The organism is Nostoc sp. (assembly GCF_036917755.1).
Lineage (GTDB): Bacteria > Cyanobacteriota > Cyanobacteriia > Cyanobacteriales > Nostocaceae > Nostoc.
Genome location: NZ_JBALFC010000050.1, coordinates 90,700 through 106,657 on the forward strand (window position 1 = coordinate 90,700; position 15,958 = coordinate 106,657).

Annotated in this window: 16 protein-coding genes; 6 read left to right on the plus strand and 10 right to left on the minus strand. The window is 46.7% G+C overall.

Features of this window, described 5'->3' with window-relative positions; genetic code table 11:
* The first annotated feature begins 64 nt into the window (after positions 1 to 64).
* From V7L05_RS12500 to V7L05_RS12510, 3 genes are all read left to right on the plus strand, one after another.
* Positions 65 to 1,927, plus strand: coding sequence for an ABC transporter ATP-binding protein (locus V7L05_RS12500; protein ID WP_335164467.1), 1,863 nt, complete (start codon positions 65 to 67; stop codon positions 1,925 to 1,927).
* A gap of 91 nt (positions 1,928 to 2,018) precedes the next feature.
* Positions 2,019 to 3,137, plus strand: a complete 1,119-nt coding sequence (locus V7L05_RS12505; RefSeq protein ID WP_335164468.1) for a phosphotransferase enzyme family protein — start codon at positions 2,019 to 2,021, stop codon at positions 3,135 to 3,137.
* Positions 3,134 to 3,673 carry a DOMON-like domain-containing protein gene (locus V7L05_RS12510; protein ID WP_335164469.1) on the plus strand — a complete coding sequence of 180 codons (540 nt, stop codon included), beginning with the start codon at positions 3,134 to 3,136 and terminating at the stop codon, positions 3,671 to 3,673. Before V7L05_RS12505 ends, V7L05_RS12510 begins: the two co-directional genes overlap by 4 nt.
* 157 nt (positions 3,674 to 3,830) lie before the next feature.
* Here the strand turns inward: V7L05_RS12510 and V7L05_RS12515 are convergent, their stop codons facing one another.
* Complete coding sequence (locus tag V7L05_RS12515; RefSeq protein WP_335164470.1) at positions 3,831 to 4,088, minus strand: type II toxin-antitoxin system RelN family antitoxin; 258 nt, start codon at positions 4,086 to 4,088, stop codon at positions 3,831 to 3,833.
* 128 nt (positions 4,089 to 4,216) lie between these two features.
* Positions 4,217 to 5,191 (minus strand): RRXRR domain-containing protein, encoded by a 975-nt coding sequence (locus tag V7L05_RS12520; RefSeq protein ID WP_335164471.1) that lies wholly within the window; start codon positions 5,189 to 5,191, stop codon positions 4,217 to 4,219.
* Positions 5,192 to 5,637: 446 nt separating this feature from the next.
* Here V7L05_RS12520 and V7L05_RS12525 point away from each other — a divergent pair, with 446 nt between their 5' ends.
* From V7L05_RS12525 to V7L05_RS12535, 3 genes are read left to right on the plus strand one after another with little or no spacing between them, the layout of a single operon-like run.
* A complete protein-coding gene (locus V7L05_RS12525) occupies positions 5,638 to 5,958 on the plus strand; it encodes a hypothetical protein (protein WP_335164472.1) in 321 nt (106 codons plus the stop codon).
* Positions 5,955 to 6,167: a DUF4258 domain-containing protein gene (locus tag V7L05_RS12530; RefSeq protein ID WP_335164473.1), complete on the plus strand. Its 213-nt coding sequence runs from the start codon at positions 5,955 to 5,957 to the stop codon at positions 6,165 to 6,167. Before V7L05_RS12525 ends, V7L05_RS12530 begins: the two co-directional genes overlap by 4 nt.
* Complete coding sequence (locus tag V7L05_RS12535; RefSeq protein ID WP_335164474.1) at positions 6,157 to 6,381, plus strand: hypothetical protein; 225 nt, start codon at positions 6,157 to 6,159, stop codon at positions 6,379 to 6,381. The genes V7L05_RS12530 and V7L05_RS12535 overlap by 11 nt, the downstream gene beginning before the upstream one ends.
* A 235-nt stretch (positions 6,382 to 6,616) precedes the next feature.
* On the opposite strand, the gene V7L05_RS12540 is transcribed toward V7L05_RS12535, so the two are convergent.
* From V7L05_RS12540 to V7L05_RS12575, 8 genes are all read right to left on the minus strand, one after another.
* A complete protein-coding gene (locus V7L05_RS12540) occupies positions 6,617 to 8,497 on the minus strand; it encodes an ABC transporter ATP-binding protein (RefSeq protein WP_335164475.1) in 1,881 nt (626 codons plus the stop codon).
* 227 nt (positions 8,498 to 8,724) lie between these two features.
* Positions 8,725 to 9,843, minus strand: coding sequence for an aliphatic sulfonate ABC transporter substrate-binding protein (locus V7L05_RS12545; protein ID WP_335164476.1), 1,119 nt, complete (start codon positions 9,841 to 9,843; stop codon positions 8,725 to 8,727).
* A gap of 75 nt (positions 9,844 to 9,918) precedes the next feature.
* Positions 9,919 to 10,917 carry an aldo/keto reductase gene (locus V7L05_RS12550; protein ID WP_335164477.1) on the minus strand — a complete coding sequence of 333 codons (999 nt, stop codon included), beginning with the start codon at positions 10,915 to 10,917 and terminating at the stop codon, positions 9,919 to 9,921.
* Between the two features lie 169 nt (positions 10,918 to 11,086).
* Positions 11,087 to 11,770 carry a GDSL-type esterase/lipase family protein gene (locus tag V7L05_RS12555; RefSeq protein ID WP_335164478.1) on the minus strand — a complete coding sequence of 228 codons (684 nt, stop codon included), beginning with the start codon at positions 11,768 to 11,770 and terminating at the stop codon, positions 11,087 to 11,089.
* A gap of 100 nt (positions 11,771 to 11,870) precedes the next feature.
* Positions 11,871 to 12,617, minus strand: a complete 747-nt coding sequence (locus V7L05_RS12560; protein WP_335164479.1) for a dienelactone hydrolase family protein — start codon at positions 12,615 to 12,617, stop codon at positions 11,871 to 11,873.
* Entirely contained in the window at positions 12,551 to 12,709 is a 159-nt protein-coding gene (locus V7L05_RS12565) for a hypothetical protein (protein ID WP_335164480.1), read from the minus strand. Before V7L05_RS12565 ends, V7L05_RS12560 begins: the two co-directional genes overlap by 67 nt.
* Entirely contained in the window at positions 12,676 to 14,118 is a 1,443-nt protein-coding gene (locus V7L05_RS12570) for an FAD-dependent oxidoreductase (RefSeq protein ID WP_335164481.1), read from the minus strand. The genes V7L05_RS12565 and V7L05_RS12570 overlap by 34 nt, the downstream gene beginning before the upstream one ends.
* Before the next feature lie 251 nt (positions 14,119 to 14,369).
* Complete coding sequence (locus tag V7L05_RS12575; protein WP_335164482.1) at positions 14,370 to 15,908, minus strand: amidohydrolase family protein; 1,539 nt, start codon at positions 15,906 to 15,908, stop codon at positions 14,370 to 14,372.
* Positions 15,909 to 15,958 lie beyond the last annotated feature (50 nt).

The following is a 15,958-nucleotide window of genomic DNA, read 5'->3' on the forward strand; positions in this document are numbered from 1 at the left end:
CACATACATCAAAACTATTGTTAAAATCCAAATAATTTTAAGTTAATATTCATACCCAACTCCTATGAGAGAAACTGTCCTAGAGGTTCGCAATCTCCAAGTTGAATTTCCCAGTGATGGCAACATTAACAGAGCTTTGGATGGTATTTCTTTTGCGCTGCATCGAGGTGAAACTCTAGGAATAGTAGGAGAATCGGGGAGTGGTAAATCAGTGACAGCCTTAGCTGTGATGGGTTTGTTGCAAACTCCCGGTCTAGTGACTGGCGGTGAAATCTGGTTTCGTCCGCAGGAGAATGCCAACGCCATCGATTTGGTAAAATTGCCTCCTGAGCAAATGCAGTTACACCGGGGTGGCGACATCGCCATGATTTTTCAAGAGCCGATGAGTTCGCTTAATCCAGTTTATAACATCGGGTTTCAGCTAACAGAAGCGATTACGCGACATCAAAATGTGTCAGCATCTCAAGCAAAACAAATTGCGATCGCAGGTTTGCAAGAAGTAAAACTTCTACCTAGCGATCAGGAGATACAACAGCAGTATACCGATTCATCGAAACTAGATCCATCAAAGTTGCCACAGTTGGTTAAAGAACACAAAGAAGCGATGCTGGAACGCTACCCTCATGAACTTTCTGGGGGTCAGTTGCAACGGGTGATGATTGCAATGGCAATTTCCTGCAACCCATTAATCTTAATTGCCGATGAACCAACTACAGCTTTGGATGTGACGGTGCAAGCGACAATTTTGGAGTTAATTCGAGAATTGCAACAAAGCCGTGACATGGCAATGATTTTCATCACCCACGATTTGGGGCTAATTTCGGAAATTGCTGACGAAGTAGCGGTGATGTATAGAGGTAAAGTTGTCGAGTCTGGTGCTTGTGAGCAAATTTTCAGCAGTCCCCAGCATCCATATACTAAAGGTTTGATCGCCTGTCGCCCCTCACTTGACCGTCGTCCTCAAAAATTACTCACTGTTTCTGACTACATGAGTGCAGAAGAGACAGCAACGGGACAAGTAGTAATTCAAGCGAAAGAACCCGCACAACCTACAGAAATCACCGCCGAAGAAATTGCTGCAAGATTGGCAAACTTCAATGAATTGGAACCCTTGCTGCAAATCCGCAATCTGAAAGTTGGTTTTCCAGTGCGCGGGGTGTTTGGTGGGACAAAACGCTACAATATGGCAGTTAATGGCGTTTCCTTTGATGTTAAACCAGGAGAAACACTCGGTTTGGTGGGAGAATCTGGTTGTGGTAAAACCACCCTTGGCAGAACCTTGCTGCGATTAATTGAACCGATGAGTGGTCAGATTATCTTTGAGAAACAAGATATTACTAGCCTCAAAGGAGAAGCGTTGCAAAAACTGCGGCGGGAAATGCAAATAGTCTTCCAAAATCCTTTTAGTTCCCTTGACCCACGGATGAAGGTTGGGGAAGCGGTGATGGAACCATTGATAATTCACTCCGTTGGTAAGACCAAGCAACAACGACGCCAGCGAGTAGTCGAACTCTTAGAACGGGTGGGCTTGAGTGCAGATGCAATTAACGGCTATCCCCATCAGTTTTCTGGCGGTCAACGCCAACGGATTTGCATAGCCCGTTCTTTGGCATTAAATCCTAAATTTATTATCTGCGATGAATCAGTTTCAGCGCTGGATGTTTCAGTACAGGCGCAGGTATTAAATCTTCTCAAAGAATTACAGTCAGACTTTCAGCTTACTTATATTTTTATTTCCCATGATTTAAGTGTGGTGAAATTTATGAGCGATCGCATTTTAGTGATGAATCGCGGTCAAATTGTTGAAGAAGGCACAGCCGAAAGCATTTACCTGCAACCCAAAGAGGAATACACACAAAAATTAATTGCTGCGATTCCTACTGGTAGTCCTGAACGTGTGCGAAATCGTCATCTGAAAGCTTTATAGAAAGGTGATTATGATCTTGAGACTTGCGCTACGATATCCCCTATTGCCTTTGTGCAATATACGTCAGGATTAATGCAGGTCTAACACAAACATGACAAAAGAATTTAATACACAGGGGGCAGAAAATCTAGTTGCGATCGCTGATCAATTCGCCCAATCGGGAAAGGTTACAGAGGTTAAAGCCTTTGGTAGTGGTAATATCAATGACACATTCTTAGTAACTCTCGATGACTCTGAAGAACAACATTTTGTCCTGCAACGCATCAACACGCAGGTGTTTCGTCAGCCCGAACTGATTATGCAGAATATGTGTATCTTTACTGAGCATATTCAGAAACGGTTACAATGCACCCCACTGAATCGTCGCTGGGAAGTGCCACGCGTACTATTAACCAAGGATGCTCAAGACCACTGGAGAGATACACACGGCTACTTTTGGCGGGCGATTAGCTTTATTGGAGGCTCGCAATCTTTCGATAGTATGCGCGATCGCTCATACGCGAAAGAAATCGGTTACGCCTTGGGGATGTTCCACAATCTGATCAGCGACTTACCACCAGAAAAACTCGCGGACACCCTTCAAGGCTTCCACATTACACCGCTTTACCTCGAATATTATCAGGAAGTATTGGCGAAAACTAGTGTGCGTCAATCTGTGGAAGTTAATTATTGCTTACAGTTTGTTAGCGATCGCCAAATCTTTGCACATATCCTAGAAAATGCCAAATCTGAAGGCATTCTACCCCTGCGTTTGATGCACGGCGATCCCAAAATCAACAATGTTATGTTTGACACTGTTACCCAGCAAGCCGTCAGTGTCATCGACCTCGACACCGTTAAACCCGGTCTGGTACATTACGATATTGGTGATTGCCTGCGATCGGGTTGCAATCCGGCTGGAGAAGAAACCGAGAATTGGGAAAGTATTTATTTTGATACTGATCTGTGTCAGGGAATTCTAAAAGGTTATCTCTCAGTGGCAAAGGTATTTCTGACCGACAATGATTATGCTTATATTTACGATGCAATTCGTCTGATCACCTTTGAACTAGGGCTGAGATTTTTTGCTGATTATTTAGCAGAGAATGTCTACTTCAAAGTTAAGCACCCAGAACATAATTTGGCAAGAGCGATCGTCCAGTTTAAGCTGACCGAAAGTATCGAATCTCAAGAAACGCAGATTCGTAAGATTATCAAAGACATGAAATGAACGACCAGACTTTTTCCCTGCAACCTTTTCCTTCGACAAAATCCTTGCCTAATTTGAAAATTGCAGGCAATATCGACCGAAATTCTAATCAGCTTGCCATCCGCTACACCCTTGGAGGCGACTTAAAAGAAATTGCCATAGACCCACCATCAAATGCCCAATTGCGAAAGCCCGAATTGTGGAAAGACACATGCTTTGAGTTCTTTCTTAGCATCAAAGATTCTCAACGGTATTGGGAATTCAACCTTTCCCCCGCCGGACATTGGAATGTCTATCGCTTTGATGCATACCGTCAAGGAATGCAAGAGGAAACAGCTTTTACAATACTTCCGTTTAATGTTCAAAATCAAGCCGACGCTTTAGCACTTGTGTTAGATGTCGATTTGGATAAAATCGTCTCGGCAGAACAAGCGATTGAAGTTGGTATTACTACAGTTATTAAACACAGAAATACTGAGGTGACTTACTGGGCGTTAACTCATCGAGGCGCGGAGGCTGACTTTCATCTGCGGGATAGTTTTATCGTTGAGTTTTGAAGACTGATATGATCGTAAATAAAAGGGTTTAAGACCCCAACAATACAGGTAGCGCGGAGTCGAAGCTACTCCGCCTCCGATCAGTTTCAATCGGGGTTTAAATAAGAGTCTGAAAATGTCTTTAATTTTGAATTTTGAATTTTGAATTGTTAATTGGTCATTCTACATCCATTCCTTCCCACAGTTGAGACACAGGTAAAGTGTTTACTGTTATGGCATCATCCCAACCGTGACGAAAACTTTCGATCGCAGATTCAGGTATTTCCTTATCCTCCTGTTGGTTATTTTCTTCGTCAGCGTTTTCTGGGAGCAATACAATAACTCTGACGCGGGTCTGCTGGTCTACAGTCAATGGTACATCTAGAGAAAGTTGACCTTGTTTATCCACATTTGCCATGACTTCAATAGCTTTCATATAAAATCTCCGAAACGGATGGAAACCACTTGGCTTTCTTACGTGGAGGAAAGCCGAACGGCAGTTTTAACTGCCGTGGCTCTCCAGGAAGAATATCCTTTGAATTTACACTCACTTGGTAATGCGTTCTATGTTAATCGTTTGCCAGTATTTAGGCAATGCAAACTAATTGTTTTTCTACTTGGATCTTTTTTAGTTGGGGATTCCTGCCAACCACCGACATAACAAAATCCAAATTTTCGATGCTTGATTGTTGAGCCGCGTTTAAATCCCACACTAATCGTGCCACCGTATCTAGAACGAATATGCCCTTTAGTGTGCTGTAATCGGTGAAGTTGACGACGATGAAATACTAGTGGGACAACCTCAACCAATGATGTATTTTCGGGCTTAATATGCCCACCAACAAACCAGTTAGCTAGCACCCATGAATCGACACAATGGGCAGAAAAAGTATTGGACAATTTATTTTTAGACTTTCTCAACCCTAAACTTTGACGCATCTCGTAAGTATCGTTCCCTGTGCGAGTTTCCAGGTTGGCAAGCCTTTTAAGTTCTGAGTAGAACCACTTTTTACCAACTTCTAAAGGGCTAAACATCACGTTCCACTTACGTCCATTTTTCCAGGTTTTAGCCAAGATATCCTCAACCACAAAAGTTGAGACAGGAAATATTAACGTCAACCACTTGCAAATGCGTAACTTCCATTGCCACCTTGCCTTAGTAGATGGGGGTAATTTTTGTTTGTTTACAAGTCGGTTCTTGCGATTCTGTCGGCAAGGGGTATTACGAAATCGCCTAGCACGTCGCATATTACGGCGAACCAACAAATGGTCTTTTACCCAATCAACGGCATGAGTTTGGATATTTAGATATGTATGCATCTTCGATTTCACAGTGAACCCCTCACGCCTACTACCAGGGTCAATTCCAACGGCAATTGGCTGAGTATTTCTATTACTTGGCTCTTGATTTAATCGAACACAGAATACTCCCTTTTTAAAGAATGGTGTAGCCTTACCTGATTTAATCCAACGCTTTGCTCTACTAGGTGTCGTTGGCATTAGGGGACGGTTGTTTTGATCAACTACTGGTACAAACATTTACGATAAATCCTATTGCTAGGTGTGTATATCCCATCGCTACTGATTGTCCAAGAGGTTAAAAACTTGGGAAGCATTCTTAACGTTTTGTGGGCTACCACGCCCAGGCAATTCAGTTTAGGCTTTAAGCCTGTAAGCTAGACACTTTTTTAGTCTTGTATCAGAAAGGTGGTTAGTCTTTCTCTTACAAGCCCTGTCTCTGGTAGAGCAGGGTTTGTGACCGCTCCTCCAGTGGTTTTGCGTTCACTACTCTTGAACCAAATCAGCAGCAGTGAGAAGAATCTAGTTTAAATTATCGCAAAATTGAAACGCGATCAGCACTATGCTTAAAGAGCTAGTTAAAACATGAATAAAGAGACTAATGTTTCCGACGGGCTACGCCTAAGCATAATTGGCTCAATCTTACAACTTAATACAGCATTTCATTAATTTGTAACAAATTAAATTTGGCGATACCCTGCAATGCCAATGCATCAGCTTACAATACCAATGCATCAGCTTACAATGCCAATGCATCGGTTTACAATACCAATGCAATACCCTGCAATACCAATGCGATATCCTGCAATGCCAATGCGATACCCTGCAATGCCAATGCATCGGCTTACAATGTTAATGCAAGCATAAATAAAATAGTTGTGTGCTGTATGTCAACAATGCTTGCAGAAATTCGTCGCAAAATAGCTGATGATCAATTTGAATTCTCCAAACACGCTGTTGACCAATCTTCCTGCGTGGGATTCACCTACAAGAAATTAAGGAGGTGATTGCTAGTGGTCAAGTTATTGAAGACTATCCAGATGATAAATATGGCGCTAGCTGCTTGATTAGTGGCTTGACGCAAGCAAACCGACCTATTCACGTTCAGTGTAGCTATCCCTCTCGCTCGTTAATTAAAATTATTACCGTTTACGAGCCTAACTCCAACCTATGGAACAATGACTTTACCCGAAGGAGAAGCAACGATGAGCAGTAATTCCAATGAGACACTAGTAGAGCAAACAGTAACCTACACACTACAGATGAATGGCAAATTTTACTTAATTGAAAATGTACCTGCACGAGTGAATCTAGAGACAGGAGAACAATTTTTCTCACCGTCTACCGTAGAACGGTTGCAGCAGATTATTTACAACCAACAACAGCCTGTCCGCATTGTTGAAACGCCAGTGTATGACTTTGCTGCTTAGGATATAGCGGTGTTCAGTTGAGTGAGATACAGAAACTTTGCTGAAATGATTTTACAGCAGGGACTTTGGTGTTCTCATCCAATCGATAACCGCTATAAATAAATAGAGTATTCGGATAGCTAGCTTATTAGCAACTTATTAGCAAAAAATTTACGTTCCAAGGTGCAATCTTCGAGTTCAAAACTTGAATCATCAGGGTTTGAAGTCGAGCATTTTTAATTATGAATTAATTCGGTCAAGCAATCATTCCCTCTTCGATGTTATCTGTGCCAGTGCGAGCCTCGCGTATGCGTTCCTCGTCCAGATTTTCCGGTAAAAATCCACCTGCCTGCATTTTCCATAACCTGTGGTAAGCGCCGCCGAGTGTCAGCAGTTTGGCATGGGAACCATCTTCGATAATGCGACCTTTGTCGAACACCAAAATCCGGTCTAGATGGATGATGGTAGATAGCCGATGAGCCACCACGATGACCGTTTTGCCATTCATTGCTAAGTCGAGGGTATCCTGGATCGCTTTTTCGGTAATTGAATCGAGGCTAGAGGTGGCTTCATCCAAGATGAGGATCGGCGCATCTTTGAGGATTACGCGAGCGATCACAATGCGCTGCCTCTGTCCTCCAGATAGCTTGACACCACGTTCGCCCACCAGAGAATTGTAACCATCCTTACTTTGGGCGATGAAATCGTGAGCATGAGCCTTTCGCGCTGCCTCGATCACTTCTTCATCGGTTGCATCCAAGCGTCCGTAACGAATATTTTCTAGCAACGTCCGATGGAACAGAGACGGATCTTGGGGAATCAAGCTGATCTGAGCGTGTAAGGCATCCTGAGTCATGTCTCGAATATCGACCCCATCAATAATAATCTGTCCAGATTGGGGGTCGAACAAACGCAGAATCAGATTGACAAAGGTAGATTTTCCAGAGCCGGACAAGCCCACCAGTCCGACACGCTGTCCCGGTTGGATGGTGACAGAAAGGTTGTTGAAAACTTTCTTTTCATCTGTATAGTTGAAATTCACCCGCCGAAACTCAATTTTACCTTGGGTGATTGAGTGTGCGATCGCGCGATCGCGATCAATCAACTCGTGGGGTTGAATGATGATAAAGACACCATTGGCGACATTGCCGACATGTTCAAAAAATTCGAGAAAGCGGCGGCTCAAATTGCGGGCTTCACTGATGATCAACAGCGATAGGCTAGTGGCCACAACGAAGTCAGCAGTAGCGATCTTTCCTTGACTCCAGAGGGAGAGCGAGTAATACAGGGTGCTGATTTTTAGAATGGCTGCTGAGATAAACTGAAACCAGCGAATTCGCTCCGAGTACCAGTTGGACTCTCTCACCTCTTTGATTTCCCGCCTTAATTGGTCATTTAAATAGCGTCGTTCAAAACCGAAGCGAGCAAACAGTCGGCTACTAGTGAGATTTGTTACCGCATCTACGATCATGCCAGTTGTCTCACTTCTTGCGGCTGCGGCTTTCCGGGAATAAAATCGGCAGCGAGTTGCCAGCCAGAAGGAAATACTGATGAAGAGAACTGCCCAGATCCCCACAAGTGCAGCAAGCGGAGGATAGGCGCGATACAGTATCGTCGTGGCGACGCTATACACGACGATTACTGGCATAAATTCAGTAATCATCATTTGCATCGTCTGGGTAACACCCAGAGAAGTTTCGCTAATCCGATGTGCCAATGCCCCGGAAAAACTGCTACTCAGGTAGCGATGCGAATGGTGCTGCAAGTATGCATATAGCGATCGAACGATGTGCTGTCGGTGAATCGGATGGAGGATCGTTTGCAAGAGTCCAGCCGCTCGCCCGAATACCACTTCACCCACACTCAAGCCGATGAACAGCATTAGGGGTTGCCTCATGGCATCAAAAATGGGCTGGCTGTGTCCCGCCGATCCCGTTACGCCCCGGATGATCTGGCCAATAGCATAGGGCAACATAATGCCACAGGTTGCGTGTATTATCTCCAGGATCACCATTAACACATACCACCATCGGAACTGGTTCACAAAATAGCAAATGAACCTGAATGGAGTTGATGGCAGGTCTGGTGCATCAGGAGCACGTTGAAAGGATTTGGATTGTCTGGCCTTTTTTGTCATGAAAGTCGCTCTCTTAGCATCATTTTAGCTGTTGTGCAAGATAAAAATGGACGACTGGATAAGCCGTCCGGTGGTATTAGGGACGAATGGCAGTACTCCACTAGTAATCCACCACAGTAACAATGATTGAGTAAACCAAGTTTTAGAATCTTTCTCTCCTTCTCTGTGTCTTGTCTGTGCCTGGAGCGGTTCGTTATTTAACCCCGGATAGTAGTCTGCCAAGACTACTAAACCATAATTTCTGGTGGCGTGATGGCAGTATAGATGTCAGGTGGGAGTAACGCATCCTGAATGTTGATTTTCTTCGGTATTACGCCCTCTTCAAAGAACAAATCTGCCACACGTTGTTGTTCCTTAATTAGTGCAGGGCTAAGTCCTCTGCGTCCGACGAAAGTGCGCCGAGACATCACCCTTTCTACCACATCCGCATCGAGCTTTTGTTCAGTGATCATCATTTTGGCCACTTCGCCTCGATGTGCCTCTGCCCATTTGTCGAGCTTATTAAGCTCCTCAATAATAATTTTTAGCAAGCCAAGATTTTCTTCGGCAAACTTCCTGTCAGCAATATAATAGCCACCAGGAGAATCTAGCCCAACAGAATCTTTGAGGACTCGAATTCGACCCAGCTTTTGAGCGATCGCATAATATGGATCTCCTGTCATCCAAACGGGAATTTTACCTTCGAGAAAAGCAGCCGATGCCTCGACAGTTGGCAGACTTTTGATTTTAATATCTTTGAGGGTCAAGCCGATTGACTGCAACGCTCTGATCATAAAGTAGTGCGATGCCGAGCCTTTTTGAAAGTAAACTTCTTGCCCCTTGATATCCTCAAACTTCTGAAGGGGAGACTCCGGCGGAACGGCAATAACACTGCTCGTCCCTGTCTTTTGGTTTCTTTGTGTACCGACTACATAAACCAGGTCAGACCCAGCCACTTGAGCAAAAATTGGTGGTGTTTCTCCCACTGATCCCACGTCAACTTTTCCCGCACGCATCCCTTCCATAAGTTGGGGACCTTGGACAAATTGCGCCCATTCCACCTTAATCCCCATCGGCTCCAAGCGTTTCTCTAAAACTTTTCGATTTCTGAAGAGATCCCCCGCACTCTGATACCCCATGCGGAGAACTTTCGTTTTTATCCCAAGAGAACTTTCATCGGCAGTAGCACTGTTTATCAAAGAAGATTTTGCTACATTTTGTTGGCTTTGTTTGCTACAACTTCCTAACAGATATGCCATAGAAAAGCCACATAGCCCTGAAGTAGCAAAATGGAGAAAACGACGGCGTTTAATCCTAGCTATTTTATCCATGAGATATTTCTGATTTGAAGGAATTATGGTTGTCATTTACAAAAGCTGTGGGTGTTGAGTTGCTTAAATCTTCAGGTTTGTAAACGCCTAATACCAATTCGTAATTAGAAACTAACGCAGAGAATCTCCTCTTCGGTATTCGGCGGTTAGGTCGTCTAATTTTTGTTTCAAACTGTCGTCGAGTTTTAGTTCCACTGCTTTTAGGCTGTCAGCAAGTTGTTCTGGGCGGCTAGCGCCAATGATCGGGGCAGTGATAATGGGATTAGATAAAACCCAAGCGATCGCTAGGGTGGTGAGGGAAAATCCGGCGAGATCCGCTACTGTGCGTAATTCCTCAACAGTATTAAACTCGCGATCGTGCCAGTAGCGATCTTGATAACGTTCTGCGGCAGCACCCAGCGTGAAACGAGTACCTGAAGTGGGGCCTTGAGCGAGAATGTGTTTGCCGGTGAGTAGACCACCCGCCAAGGGATTGTAGGGAATTACACCCAGTCCTTCTTCTTTCGCCAGGGGCAAGAGTTCTCGCTCAATTTCGCGGAACAACAGGTTGTAGCGCGGCTGAATCGAGATGAACCTAGTTAGATTGCGCGTTTGGGCACGACCCAAAGCGCGGGCGAGTCGGTAAGCTAAGAAGTTGGAAACCCCGATGTAGCGCACTTTGCCAGCACGAACCACCGCGTCCAGTGCTTCCAGAGTCTCATCGAGGGGAGTTGAAGCGTCGTCGGAGTGCAACTGGTACAGATCGATATAGTCGGTTCCCAGCCGCCGCAGAGAAGCATCGATCGCATCCAGAATATGTTTACGCGAAGCCCCCTGATCCCAAGGTGCAGGGCCGACCCGACCGACGCACTTGGTAGCCAGGATAAAATTTTCGCGTTTACCTTTCAGCCAGCGCCCAACGATTTCTTCGGTGCGTCCAGCTATAGCAAGCCCACCGCCGAGGGGATAAACGTCGGCTGTATCCAAAAAGTTGATCCCGCCATCAGCAGCAGTGTCGAGGATGTCTCTGGAAGTTTCTTCATCGGTCTGCAATCCGAAGGTCATGGTGCCGAGACAAAGGCGCGAAACAGTCAATCCAGTTTTACCGAGATTAGTAGTTGGTAAGGTCATAAAGATGTTGTTAATTGAGAAAGTGTGGAAACTTTTAAATAGAATGCGACGTGCGTTCCGCCCCGCTTCTCTACGAGACGCTACGCGTAGCTTGCTTCCCCGGAGGGGTACGCTAACGCAGAACTAAAACGCTATACAACAAATCAATAGGATAACGATGTCAGCATTTTTAAGGCGTGAACCAATTTAACCAACCTTCCCAGTTTTGAACGATCGCAGCAAATTCCGCATAACCATCTGCTTTTGGATGAGCGCCGTCATTGGCTTTTGCTTCTGCTAGCCAAATCGGTGACTTCACCAAACTGGAAAACACATCGAGATAAGGAACATCTAGCTCATTACAAACCAACGCGAATTCCTGTGATAGATTTGCAAGAATTTGATTTCTTTTTTCTTGAGCGACATCACCACAAGGTGGCGGACTAACCATCAAGATCGGATAGAGTTGCTTTGCTTGGGTTAAGATGCTGCGAGCATTGGCGATCGACTCTGAAAGTTCGATTCCTTGCTGTTTACCCGCCCATCCTGAATCGTTTGCCCCAAAGGAAAACACTACTCGACCATCGGATTCTCTAGGAAGACGATAGGAGACTTCTGAGTACCAACGTTGTTTGAGATACCGACTTGTCTCTGCCCGCACCCCCAAATTGTAATGGGTGATAGCGTATCCTCTTGATTTAGCATTGCGGCACACTCTACCTGTCCAACCTAGAAACTTCTGGATCGCCTGTGCCATTGACAAAGGATTCACCAATAAAGCAAATTCTGATTTCTTTGCGAGAGACTGACATAAGTCAACTGAAGTTTTGGCGAAAAAGTTCGGTTTTGACTTGGAAAGAAGCATTATGTTCATGATTCTATTTGTCATCTCACGAAGATATTAATATATTTTGTTAGGTAGGCATCTTGCCTACCTAACCGAATATTGCAAGTTAGTTTTTGGACATTTTGCCTCAAGCAACTACAGAAATTTCACGACGGCTTTGTGAAATTAGCCACTGTTGCAACTTCGGATCGCCGTATACCTCATCTGCAATAAAATGATCGCCTTCTGGGAGTAGTGTCAAATCAACTTTCCCACCGACTTTGCGTAAGCGCTCAACAAAATGCTCTGTATCCTCAACCGGCAGATTTTTATCCTGTCCACCTTGGAATATCTGAACGGGAATGTCTTTGAGTGCAGCTAGTTCGCTTTCTTCTAATGTTTTGGGTACTCGTCCAGACACAGGTACCAGACCGGCGAAGCGATCAGGATGCAAAGCAGCGATATGCCAGATCCCCGCCGAGCCTAAGCTGAACCCAGCCAATATCACCCGCGCTGGATCGACGGGTTGGGAAGCAATCAGTTCATCAAGCAAAGCAAGCACATCATCGGCTCGATCTGCCCAAGTCTGTTCAGCCGGAATCTGGGGTGCGGCGAACACATAAGGTAAGGAGTCGGATAAATCCACGAAACGAGGTAGACCCCATTTCAGCAACACATTCAAATCTGTGCCGCGATCGCGTCCTCCATGCAGAAACAGCACTAAGGGTGCGGGTTTGTTGGCATTGTCAGAAACAGGCGAGAAAAGATAAGGCAAAGAACCATTATTGGTCTCGTAAGAGCGTTGTTGGACAGGCATTGTTGTGACTCCTAATTTGATTTGGGCATTGGGCATTGGGCATTGGGCATGGGGCATTGGGCATGGGGCATGGGGCATTGGGAAAACACTTTCTTCATCTCCCTCATCTCCCTCATCCCCTGTGTATTACTTAGACTCAGGTAACTGCCGCTTTCGCTGGCTGTTTCCACACTGCGGCTGCGTACAGCGAGGCATCGAAGTCTGGCGCGATGTTGTCGCTCGTGATGCGTGCCTCGTGAAGTGACCAGTCGGCGAAAAATAAGTCGTGGCTGATACGTGTTACCACTGCTGGCACGTCGCGCCGGATACTGGGTACATCGCCAATGGGCAGACCGAAGCTCACAAAACCGGCTGGGTTAAAGACGTGGATATCCTTCAGGTAAGGTGCGCTACCGGGTACTTTTTCTTGGTATTCGTGGGCGCTACCAAGGTAGGGGTGTGTGCCCAAGTCGTCGGCGCGTTGGTTGGCTGGTGGTTCGTAGCGATCGCGCCAAAGTGCAATGTGCTGTGCAAAGTCGGCTAGTTCAGGCCGCTTCGTCGGGTCAACGAAATAGCCAGTGCCTGCGATCGCAAAATCGAACTCAAATACATCGTCGTTTACCTGCGCGACGATCCGGCCAGCTTGCTCGTGTGCTGCTCTCCAGTTTGCAGACAGGTGTAGGTGGAAGTTCGAGAATGCGATCGCTCGCTCAATTGCGTCGGCTGGTGGTGTAGAACCAACTTGACCAAAGCGCCAAGCCTGGAACCAACGGGCCGCATCGGGCAGTTCTGGATAGTTGTAGTAAGCGCCAGGATACCCACGCACGCGATTTACTGGCAGCGATGCGATCGCCGACCGCCGCGCGAACAAATGCACCGCCTTTGCTCCCGATTCCAGCGCCACCCCTGCGGCGTCGAAAGCTGAGGCCGCAGCACCCAGCACTGCTACGGTCTTGCCACGCAATGCGGTGAAGTCGATGGCATCGGCGGTATGAGCATACAGCTTGCGTGGCAGACGATCTAGCACTGGTGGCACGTATGGGCCACCAGTACCAGCCACACCGTTGGCGAAGATGATCTTGCGGGTAGTCTCCACCTGTGGGACACCGTTCACCTCAAGGTGCAGGCGAAAGAAACCTTCGGTTGGCTCGATTCGCACCAGCCGCGTCCCATACCTAACCGGGATGCCGAGGAACTGCCGATACCAACTGAGGTACTCAGCCCATACCAAGCGGGGGATGCGATCAATGGCTGCGTAGGACTCAGCACCGTGCCGCACCTCGTACCAGGACTGGAAGGACAGCGCCGGGATACCCAATTCAGGGCCGGGCAAATTTTTCGGCGTGCGTAGTTTCTTCATCCGCGCTCGATTCAGCCACACGCCAGCATGGGCTTCGTCGTTGGCCGCGTCGATCACGGTCACGCGGCCGATGCCAGCCCGCCGCAGCGCAAATGCAAAGGTGCTGCCACTGCCGCTACCACCCACAATCGTCACGTTGTGCTCGACGCCTTGGCGATCGGGTACCCAGTTCTCTGGATCGGGGCCGATTAGGCGTAGCGCCTCGCGTGCCCCAAGATCAGGATCAGTTGTTATCGTCATGTCGATCTCCAGGGTGAAACACTATGAGGATGAGGGGATAAAGAATAGGACTTACGCACGAGTTACGGAATAACGAACCGCAGAGGCGCAGAGTACACGGAGAGAAGTCGGAGCGGTGGCTTCTGCCGATCTGAACTTCTCCCAACGGGAGACGCTGCGCGAACGGTGGAAATCAGAGTTTCAGAGATATTTTGCGTAAGTCCTAAAGAAGAATAATCTCCCTCATCTCCCCCACTCCCTCATCTCGCCTTTTACGCCACTACTAGGCTCTTATCCACTTGTTTAGATTCGGTATTACCTACTTTGGATTCGATCGCTGTACCCTTGAAGAATTCGGGGTTAGCTTGGGTGTAAAACTTGTAGGGATTAGCGAATACATAGGATCTAAAGTCGGCTTCGGAAATAACGCCTTCTTGCACCAAATCCCAGCTTTCAGCCAGTGGGGAAGTCAGGTCTGGCACATCCCAGTGACCAACATCGGAGGAATAGATGGCGTTGATCTTGACTCCCAAGGGATTAGCTTTGTCATTGAATGCCGCAGCGATCGTGCGATCGTCGGACTCGGAACCAAAGAAGAAACTATTCACCCAGCGATCGCGGATATCTTCAATTGTTTCAATGCCTGCTGCTGCAAAATCGTTTAATTCGCTACCAATTGGCGCACGGCTATGACGGCTGAATGAAGCTCCCAGTACAGTCTTGGTCAATTCATCCTTATCGAGGGAATGCCCTTGAGTAATTTCCGCACCGTAGCGCTCAAATATTTCAAATAGCTCATCGGCATTCGTCGATGCTGGATTGTAGTTTTCCAGTCCCTTCAGACTGCGCTTGGAGAAGCGATCTACCAAATGAATGTAGACGCGGGCACCCCAATCTGCGCCACCTTCCAACATCGCTACACGCAACTGCGGAAAACGCTTAGTAACACCGCCGAAGAATAGCGCCTTAGCAAAAGCTTCCGAACCATCGGCGAAGTGGCCAATATGGTTGTTCATGTAGTTACTGATGGAGGAGCGGCCAGTCCAACCCTGACTGCCATAATGGGTGGTGACGGGTACGCCTAATTCAACAACTTTAGCCCAGAAGGGATCGTAGTCGTATTCACTATCTAGTCCGTAAAAGTCGATATAAGACGCATACTTGGCGATTTCGGGGAATTGATCGGCTGGATATTTATCAGCGATCGCTTTAATCGGCCGTTTCACACCCCCAGTGATATTAATCACTTTTAAGCCAAGTGTTTTCACTGCAAACTCCAACTCCTCAATGCCTTCTTGGGGATTGGTCAAGGGAATGCCAGCTACCGGTGTCAGGCGATCGCTATATTTCCGGTAGATATCAGCATGATAGTGATTGACCGCCCGTTGCAGTGCCTGACGATTCTCTGCACTGGCTCCAGCCGGTGCCAGGACATTGTTGGGAAACAGCACCGAATAGTCTGACCCCTGCTCCGCCTGACGCTCATAGAGCAGTCCGGGGAGGGTGTAAGTAGCGAGATCCAGTGTGTTTTTAGTCACTCTAGCCCACCAAGGCGATCGGATTGTGCGGTTGTATTGACGTTCTTCAGGGGTTTGTTGATACCAGTCTTTACCGTTGCTCTTGGAGTTGAGACGGGAAGCTTCGGTCTTGCGTAATTCGTCTACAAGTTTCACGCCGCCGTACTTAGCGATGTAATCCTCAAAAGCTGGCGTGAAATCATTGGTGTGAACATCGGTGTCTATTACCGGATAATCAAGGGTTGCTCTGATTGCAGCAGAGCGTGAAGTCTTCAATCGGCTATATTCAGTCATGTTTTTTCCTTCAAAAAATTACAGGTTTTTCCGAGCATGGTGCTATTGAC

Coding starts and splice junctions, on each gene's coding strand:
- V7L05_RS12570 (WP_335164481.1), bottom strand. CDS start 14,118: ATGACGATAACAACTGATCCTGATCTTGGGGCACGCGAGGCGCTACGC.
- V7L05_RS12560 (WP_335164479.1), bottom strand. CDS start 12,617: ATGCCCCATGCCCCATGCCCAATGCCCCATGCCCAATGCCCAATGCCC.
- V7L05_RS12575 (WP_335164482.1), bottom strand. CDS start 15,908: ATGACTGAATATAGCCGATTGAAGACTTCACGCTCTGCTGCAATCAGA.
- V7L05_RS12515 (WP_335164470.1), bottom strand. CDS start 4,088: ATGAAAGCTATTGAAGTCATGGCAAATGTGGATAAACAAGGTCAACTT.
- V7L05_RS12540 (WP_335164475.1), bottom strand. CDS start 8,497: ATGACAAAAAAGGCCAGACAATCCAAATCCTTTCAACGTGCTCCTGAT.
- V7L05_RS12535 (WP_335164474.1), top strand. CDS start 6,157: ATGAGCAGTAATTCCAATGAGACACTAGTAGAGCAAACAGTAACCTAC.
- V7L05_RS12520 (WP_335164471.1), bottom strand. CDS start 5,191: ATGTTTGTACCAGTAGTTGATCAAAACAACCGTCCCCTAATGCCAACG.
- V7L05_RS12545 (WP_335164476.1), bottom strand. CDS start 9,843: ATGACAACCATAATTCCTTCAAATCAGAAATATCTCATGGATAAAATA.
- V7L05_RS12505 (WP_335164468.1), top strand. CDS start 2,019: ATGACAAAAGAATTTAATACACAGGGGGCAGAAAATCTAGTTGCGATC.
- V7L05_RS12500 (WP_335164467.1), top strand. CDS start 65: ATGAGAGAAACTGTCCTAGAGGTTCGCAATCTCCAAGTTGAATTTCCC.
- V7L05_RS12550 (WP_335164477.1), bottom strand. CDS start 10,917: ATGACCTTACCAACTACTAATCTCGGTAAAACTGGATTGACTGTTTCG.
- V7L05_RS12555 (WP_335164478.1), bottom strand. CDS start 11,770: ATGAACATAATGCTTCTTTCCAAGTCAAAACCGAACTTTTTCGCCAAA.
- V7L05_RS12510 (WP_335164469.1), top strand. CDS start 3,134: ATGAACGACCAGACTTTTTCCCTGCAACCTTTTCCTTCGACAAAATCC.